At 70.7% G+C, this 6,916-nt stretch carries 6 protein-coding genes; 3 read left to right on the top strand and 3 right to left on the bottom strand.

From position 1 onward, the window contains the following. On the top strand, positions 1-1,278 hold a 1,278-nt coding region (locus G6021_RS14320), incomplete at its 5' end, for a DEAD/DEAH box helicase (protein ID WP_182641564.1). Between the two features lie 12 nt (positions 1,279-1,290). Here the strand turns inward: G6021_RS14320 and G6021_RS14315 are convergent. Together G6021_RS14315 and G6021_RS14310 are read right to left on the bottom strand one after the other, a co-directional pair. Continuing rightward, entirely contained in the window at positions 1,291-2,082 is a 792-nt protein-coding gene (locus G6021_RS14315; RefSeq protein WP_182609706.1) for an ROK family protein, read from the bottom strand. A 92-nt stretch (positions 2,083-2,174) separates the two neighbouring features. Beyond that, positions 2,175-2,474 carry a hypothetical protein gene (locus G6021_RS14310; protein ID WP_179523518.1) on the bottom strand — a complete coding sequence of 100 codons (300 nt, stop codon included), beginning with the start codon at positions 2,472-2,474 and terminating at the stop codon, positions 2,175-2,177. 124 nt (positions 2,475-2,598) lie between these two features. Between G6021_RS14310 and G6021_RS14305 the strand changes: the two genes are divergently transcribed. Continuing rightward, the gene (locus tag G6021_RS14305; RefSeq protein WP_179523517.1) at positions 2,599-3,213 is read left to right on the top strand and encodes a malonic semialdehyde reductase; all 615 of its coding nucleotides are present in this window, start codon (positions 2,599-2,601) and stop codon (positions 3,211-3,213) included. 64 nt (positions 3,214-3,277) lie between these two features. Here the strand turns inward: G6021_RS14305 and G6021_RS14300 are convergent, their stop codons facing one another. Further along, complete coding sequence (locus G6021_RS14300; protein ID WP_182641563.1) at positions 3,278-4,114, bottom strand: hypothetical protein; 837 nt, start codon at positions 4,112-4,114, stop codon at positions 3,278-3,280. Between the two features lie 231 nt (positions 4,115-4,345). Here G6021_RS14300 and clpB point away from each other — a divergent pair, with 231 nt between their 5' ends. Beyond that, a complete protein-coding gene (gene clpB / locus G6021_RS14295; protein WP_182641562.1) occupies positions 4,346-6,898 on the top strand; it encodes an ATP-dependent chaperone ClpB in 2,553 nt (850 codons plus the stop codon). Positions 6,899-6,916: the final 18 nt, after the last annotated feature.

Genomic DNA, 6,916 nt, shown 5'->3' with positions numbered 1-6,916 from the left:
GGCGCCCCCGCCTCCGGCGCCGAGGCGGTCGCTGGTTCGCCGGGGCCGTTCCTCGTGGTGGCGCCCTCGTCGGTCGTGCCCAACTGGGAGGCCGAGGCCCGGAGGTTCGTGCCCTCGCTGCGCGTGGCCCGACGCTCGGCCACGGAGAGCAAGTCGCCCACGACCGTGGCCGAGGACGCGGCCGTCCACGACATCGTGGTCACCTCCGCGACCGTCCTGCGTCTGAACGCCGAGGCGTACGCGGGGATCGAGTGGGCCGGGGTGATCCTGGACGAGGCCCAGCAGGCCAAGAACCCCTCGTCCAAGCTGTTCGCCGCTCTCGCCGGGTTGCGGGCCGACTTCCTGCTCGCGGTCACCGGCACGCCCATGGAGAACAACCTCACCGAACTGTGGGCGATCGCGGCCCTGTCCTGTCGGGGGGTGCTGCCCGACGCCAAGGAGTTCCGCGCGCTGTTCCGGACCCCGATCGAGAAGGACGGCGACGCCGAGGCACTGCGCCGTCTCCGTCGCCGACTGCGACCGTTCCTGCTGCGGCGCCGCAAGGAGTTGGTGGCCGGCGAGCTGCCGCCACGCACCGATGCGGTGATGGAGGTAGAACTCTCGGTCGCGCACCGCCGGGTCTACGAGCGCGAGCTCGCCCGTCAGCGGGCGTCGCTGTTGGCGCTGCTCGACGACTTCGACTCCAACCGCATCAGCATCCTCGCCGGCCTCACCGTGCTGCGCCGACTGTGCCTGGACCCCTCGCTGGTGGACCCGGACCACGCATCGATCCCCTCCGCCAAGACCGATGAGCTCATCGCGTCGCTGCGCGAGGTCGTGGCCGAGGGGCACCGGGCGCTGGTGTTCAGCCAGTTCACCAGCTACCTCGACACGGTGGTCGACCGGCTGCACGCCGAGGGCATCACGGTCGCTCACCTCGACGGCAGGACCACCGACCGAGCGGGAGCCGTCGGCAGGTTCACGGAGGGTGGCGCGCAGGTGTTCTGCCTGAGCCTCAAGGCCGGGGGAGTGGGCCTCAACCTGGTGGGCGCCGACTACGTCTTCCTCCTGGACCCGTGGTGGAACCCGGCCACCGAGGCGCAGGCCGTGGACCGTGCGCACCGGATCGGTCAGACCCGCCCGGTGCTGGTCTACCGGATGGTCGCGCGAGACACCATCGAGGAGCGGGTGGTGGAGTTGCAGCGACGCAAAGCCGAGCTCTTCGCCTCCGTGCTGGATAGGGGGGAGCACTTCTCCGCGGCACTCACGGCCGACGACCTGCGGGGGCTGATCGAGTAGCGGCGCGGGTGATCACCGCACCGCCGGCATCGCCAACCCCGCGGCCACCGCGGCCCCGAAGAGTGCCGTGTCCCGGGACGGGGAGAACACGACCCGCGGCGTCGGGATGGTGTGCGGCAGCGTGTGCAACTGCTCGGCGACCGGCCCGTGCAGCGCCTCGCCCAGGCCCACCACGATCCCGCCGGTGAGCAGGACCGTGCGCGGCCGGAACAACTGGACGGCGTCCACCACGAAGGAGCCCACCCGGTGGGCGTAGATCTCGGCGGCACCGTCGCCGTGTTCCCGCTCGAGGTCGTAGAGCCCGTGCCCGCCCAGACCCCACCACGCCTCGGTGGTGCCGCCGTCCACGACCAGCCGCCAGTGCCCGAGGTCCCACCCGGTGGGCCCGCACGGGTGGATGAGCGCACCGTGGCGGTTGAGCGCCCCGAAGGACAGGGTGGTGCCCAGGGAGATGGCGATGCCGCCGAACTCGACGTCCGGCAGCTGGGTCAGGGCCAGGGCGTGGGCATCGCCGTGACCGATCACGGACACCGGGGCGTCCAGGAGGGCGACCAACTGGGAGCGCATCGGCCCCTCGGCCCAGGCGGCGGCGCGGGAGGCCTCGATGACCCCACGGTCGGCGTCGACGTGCCCGCTGACAGACACGCCGACGCCGCTGGGGAGGGGATCGACGGCCCGGATCACCGCGGCCAGATCCTCGGCGGTGGCCACCTCGGCCCCGTGGACTCCCACCACGCGGCCGTCGACCACGGCACCGATCCGCGTCCCGCTGCCGCCGATGTCGACGACGACGCCGTTCCTCATCAGATCGCCTCCCGTTCCACACCGACCATTGTCACCAATAGTTCGTAGCGGGCGGGCCATTGGGTGTGGTGGGGTGCTACCCGGTATCGGTGCTACCCCGTATCGATGTTGCGGATCGGGTCGCTCGCCTGGCCCACGGTTCCGCAGTAGAGCTTGGCCGACTCCTGGTTCAGCGTCACCTCCATGCCGGCGGGATCGGACTGCCCCTTCTCGTCGAGGAAGGTGGTGATCACCTCGCGCTGGTCCTCGGGCGGCATCTCCATGTAGTCGCCGCAGGTGGTGTCACCGCCCTGGTTGGGGTCCATCGCGTTGCAGCCGGTCAGGGTCGCCAGCACGAGGGCGGCGGTGGCGACCGGGACGGCCAGCGTCGCGGATCGGGTGCGGGTGGGCATGGGGACCTCCGGGGGGATGACGACGACGAGGTGAGCGGTCGATGAGGTGAGCGTAGGCGCGCGGGGTGACGGACATCACCATTCGACCGGGATTCGGCGGAGCGCATCGGGAGTTCTAGTAGATATGACAACATCTTTTGAGGTTCCGACCGCCCTGACCCTGGACTCCGCTGCGCAGGACCTGCTCTTCCGGGAGGCCCGTTCCGCCAACGCGTTCACCGACGAGCCCGTCACCGACGAGCAGCTCCGCGCGATCTATGACCTGGTCAAGTGGGCCCCGACGTCGATGAACAACCAGCCGCTGAGGATCGTCGTGGTGCGGTCCGAGGAGGCCAAGGCCCGACTGTTGCCGCACCTGGCCGAGGGCAACCGGGCCAAGACCGCCGCCGCGCCGGCCGTCGCGCTGCTCGCCGCCGATGTGGACTTCCACGACGAACTACCCCGGCTCTTCCCCCACTTCCCCGGCGCCCGCGACCTGTTCGCGGACGAGGCCGCGCGGGCCGGTGTGGCCGAGCTCAACGCGAGCCTGCAGGTCGGCTACACCATCCTGGGCATCCGCGCAGCGGGTCTCGCCGCCGGCCCGATGACCGGGTTCGACGCCGAGGGGATCGCCGCGGAGTTCTTCCCCGACGGGCGACACCGCGTCCTCGTGGCGATCAACATCGGCACGCCGGCGGAGAACGCCTGGTTCGACCGGCTGCCGCGACTCGACTACGACGAGGTCGTCACGACCCTCTGAGGGGGTCGTCACCCGCAGCCGGCGCATGCCGGGCAGCCCGCGCGTCACAGGCACAGCCCGCGCGTCACAGGCAGCCGACGAGCCGTAGCGCGAACTGGTCGCCGTAGCCCAGGATCGTCGGGGGGTGCGGGCCCGGCCGTTCCGCCATGACCTCGGGCCCGTGCGCCACGGCGTGGTCGACGCCCACGGCGTGCATGAGTTCGTGAAGCGTCAGGCTGCGGGTCCAGGCGTCCCCGGGGACGGGGTTGATCTGATCCGGCCGCAGGGTCACCGAGCCTTGGAGAACCAACCCTCGCGGCCACACCGTGACGCCGCCCAGCCCCGCGATCTCGGGGTCGGTGTGGAACATGGGGTGGTCGCCGTACGTCACGGAGATGGCGCCGTCGCCTTCGCGCTCTCCCTCGGCACCGGGCCCCGCATACCTGAGGGGGAGGCCGCTGGCGAAGGCGAGGGTCTCGACCGCCCACGCGAGGTCGGGCTCGCTGCCCGGGGGCGCGTCGTAGGAGCGCACGGGGATCTCGTGTTCGCACGGCCAATGGGCGAGGTACCCGTCCTCGGTGGCCTCGACGGCGTAGTCGACCCCCGCGATCAGCCCGGCAGGGGGCTGGATGTCGGCGGCGCGGCGCGGTGACCACTCGCCCCGGAGCGGGACGGCAGTCCCCGGGACCGTGGAGTTGGCGGCATCGGCGTGGGCCGGCCTGAACAGGCCGCCGTCCCCGCCTGACACGCGAGCGGCGCCCTCGCCGAAGGAGGCGACGGTGCCGCGGTGCTCTTCGGGGACCATCGCCAGGAGGGCCGGCGAGGATCCGACGACCGCCAGCGCCAGGACGAGCGGTACGACGATCGCCAGCAGGTAGGCGGAGAAGCTGACGGCGGGATGAACAGATCGCTGTCTGTTCACGGCGCGGGGTGGGGTGAGGGGGTCAACGGGGGCCTGTCCTGGGTCGATGCGAGGGAGGGGCCTCGCGATACCGCTAAGAATCTACTCACGTGGTGGCGGCGTTCACACCGGATTCTTTGACTTGAGCGGAATAGACTCAACTGTTCGGCAGTTGTACGGACTGTCCGGTCCTGATGTGGGCCGGTATTGACCCGAGTACGCTCAAGAACACGTCGAAGAAAGGACCGGTCGATGAGCCAGTTCAACCCCACGACCAAGACCCAGGCGGCTCTGTCGGCCGCCGTCCAATCCGCCTCGGCGGCAGGGAACCCGGATGTCCGTCCGGGCCACCTCCTCGTGGCGCTGCTCGAACAGCAGGACGGGATCGCCACGCCCCTGCTCCAGGCATGTGGGGTGGACCCGCAACTGGCGCTCACGCAGGCCAAGGCCCTCACCGCGAGTTACCCCAGCGCGTCGGGCTCGGGGCTGGCCGCCCCCAACTTCAACCGCGACGCCCTCGCCGTCATCAGTTTCTCCCAGACCCTCGCGTCCGAGATGGGCGACGACTACGTCTCCACCGAGCACGTCCTGGTCGGCATCGCCGCGGGGCACACCGGGGGCGACGCCGCCAAGCTCCTGGGCGAGCTCGGGGCCACCGAGGACGCGCTCAAGCAGGCGTTCGCCGCGGTCCGCGGCAACACGCGCGTGACCACCGAGAACCCCGAGGACCAGTACCAGGCGCTCGAGAAGTACTCCACGGATCTCACGGCCCGCGCACGTGAGGGCAAGATCGACCCGGTCATCGGGCGCGACTCGGAGATCCGGCGCGTGGTTCAGGTGCTGAGCCGCCGCACCAAGAACAACCCGGTGCTCATCGGCGAGCCCGGCGTGGGCAAGACCGCCATCGTCGAGGGGCTGGCCCGGCGGATCGTGGACGGCGACGTCCCCGAGTCGCTCAGGGGCAAGACCCTGCTCTCGCTCGACCTGGGTTCGATGGTCGCGGGCGCCAAGTACCGCGGCGAGTTCGAGGAGCGGCTCAAGGCCGTGCTCGACGAGATCACGGCCTCCGAGGGGCAGATCATCACCTTCATCGACGAGGTCCACACCATCGTCGGCGCCGGCGCGACCGGCGAGGGGTCGATGGATGCCGGCAACATGATCAAGCCGATGCTCGCCCGCGGTGAGCTGCGCCTGGTCGGTGCCACCACGCTCGACGAGTACCGCAAGTACATCGAGAAGGACGCCGCCCTCGAGCGACGCTTCCAGCAGGTCTATGTGGGGGAGCCGAGCGTCGAGGACACGGTCGGCATCCTGCGCGGGCTCAAGGAGCGGTACGAGGTGCACCACGGCGTGCGCATCACCGACTCCGCGCTCGTCTCCGCGGCCGCGCTCTCGGATCGCTACATCACCCAGCGGTTCCTTCCCGACAAGGCGATCGACCTCGTCGACGAGGCCGCGAGCCGGCTCAAGATGGAGATCGACTCCCGGCCGGAGGAGATCGACGCCGCCGAGCGGATCGTGCGCCGGCTCGAGATCGAGGAGGTGGCGCTGCAGAAGGAGACGGACGCCGCGTCCAAGGACCGCCTCGTCGCGCTCCAGTCCGAGCTCGCCGACTCCAAGGAGAAGCTCGCCGAGCTGACCGCCCGGTGGCAGAACGAGAAGACCGCCATCCAGGGCGTGCAGAAGGTCAAGGAGGAGCTCGACGCGCTGCGCACCGAGTCCGAGAAGGCCGAGCGCGACGGCGACTACGCACGGGTCGCCGAGATCCGTTACGGACGGCTGCCCGAGCTGGAGAAGCAGCTCGCCCAGGCGGAGGAGAACGACGCCGCCACCAACGCGATGCTCAAGGAGGAGGTCGGCCCGGAGGACGTCGCCGAGGTCGTCTCCGCCTGGACCGGGATCCCCGTGGGCAAGATGCTTCAGGGCGAGACCGAGAAGCTCCTGCGCATGGAGGACGAGATCGCGCGTCGTGTCGTCGGCCAGGGCGAGGCGGTCCGGGCCGTGTCCGACGCGGTGCGACGGTCGCGGGCCGGGGTCGCCGACCCCGACCGGCCCACCGGCTCCTTCCTCTTCCTCGGCCCCACGGGTGTCGGCAAAACGGAGCTGGCCAAGGCGCTCGCCGAGTTCCTGTTCGACGACGAGCGGGCCATGGTCCGGATCGACATGAGCGAGTACTCGGAGAAGCACAGCGTCTCGCGGCTGGTGGGTGCCCCTCCGGGGTACGTCGGCTACGAGGCCGGCGGGCAGCTCACCGAGGCCGTGCGACGACGTCCGTACACGATCGTCCTGCTCGACGAGGTCGAGAAGGCGCACCCGGATGTCTTCGACATCCTCCTGCAGGTGCTCGACGACGGCCGTCTCACCGACGGCCAGGGGCGCACGGTCGACTTCCGCAACACGATCCTCGTGCTCACCTCCAACCTGGGGGCGGGTGGATCGCGGGAGCAGACGATGGACGCGGTCAAGCGCGCCTTCAAGCCGGAGTTCATCAACCGGCTCGACGACGTGGTGATGTTCGACTCGCTCAGCGAGGAGCAGCTCGAGTCGATCGTCGACATCCAGATCGACGAGCTCGCGCGGCGGCTCAAGGGTCGGCGACTGGTCCTGGAGGTCGACGACGCGGCCAAGGGCTGGCTGGCCCGGCGCGGGTACGACCCGGCCTACGGCGCCCGCCCGCTGCGCCGGCTGGTGCAGCAGGCGATCGGCGACAAGCTGGCCCGGGCCCTGCTCGGCGGCGACATCCGCGACGGCGACACCGTGCGGGTCTCGCTCGCGGAGGACGGCGAGTCGCTCACGCTGAGCTGACGCCCGTCGCCTGAGCTG

Origin of the sequence: Dietzia sp. CW19, assembly GCF_014145265.1 — a bacterium.
Lineage (GTDB): Bacteria > Actinomycetota > Actinomycetes > Mycobacteriales > Mycobacteriaceae > Dietzia > Dietzia natronolimnaea.
The sequence above is the reverse complement of the archived record's forward strand: the minus strand, read 5'-3'. Positions and strand labels throughout refer to the sequence as shown.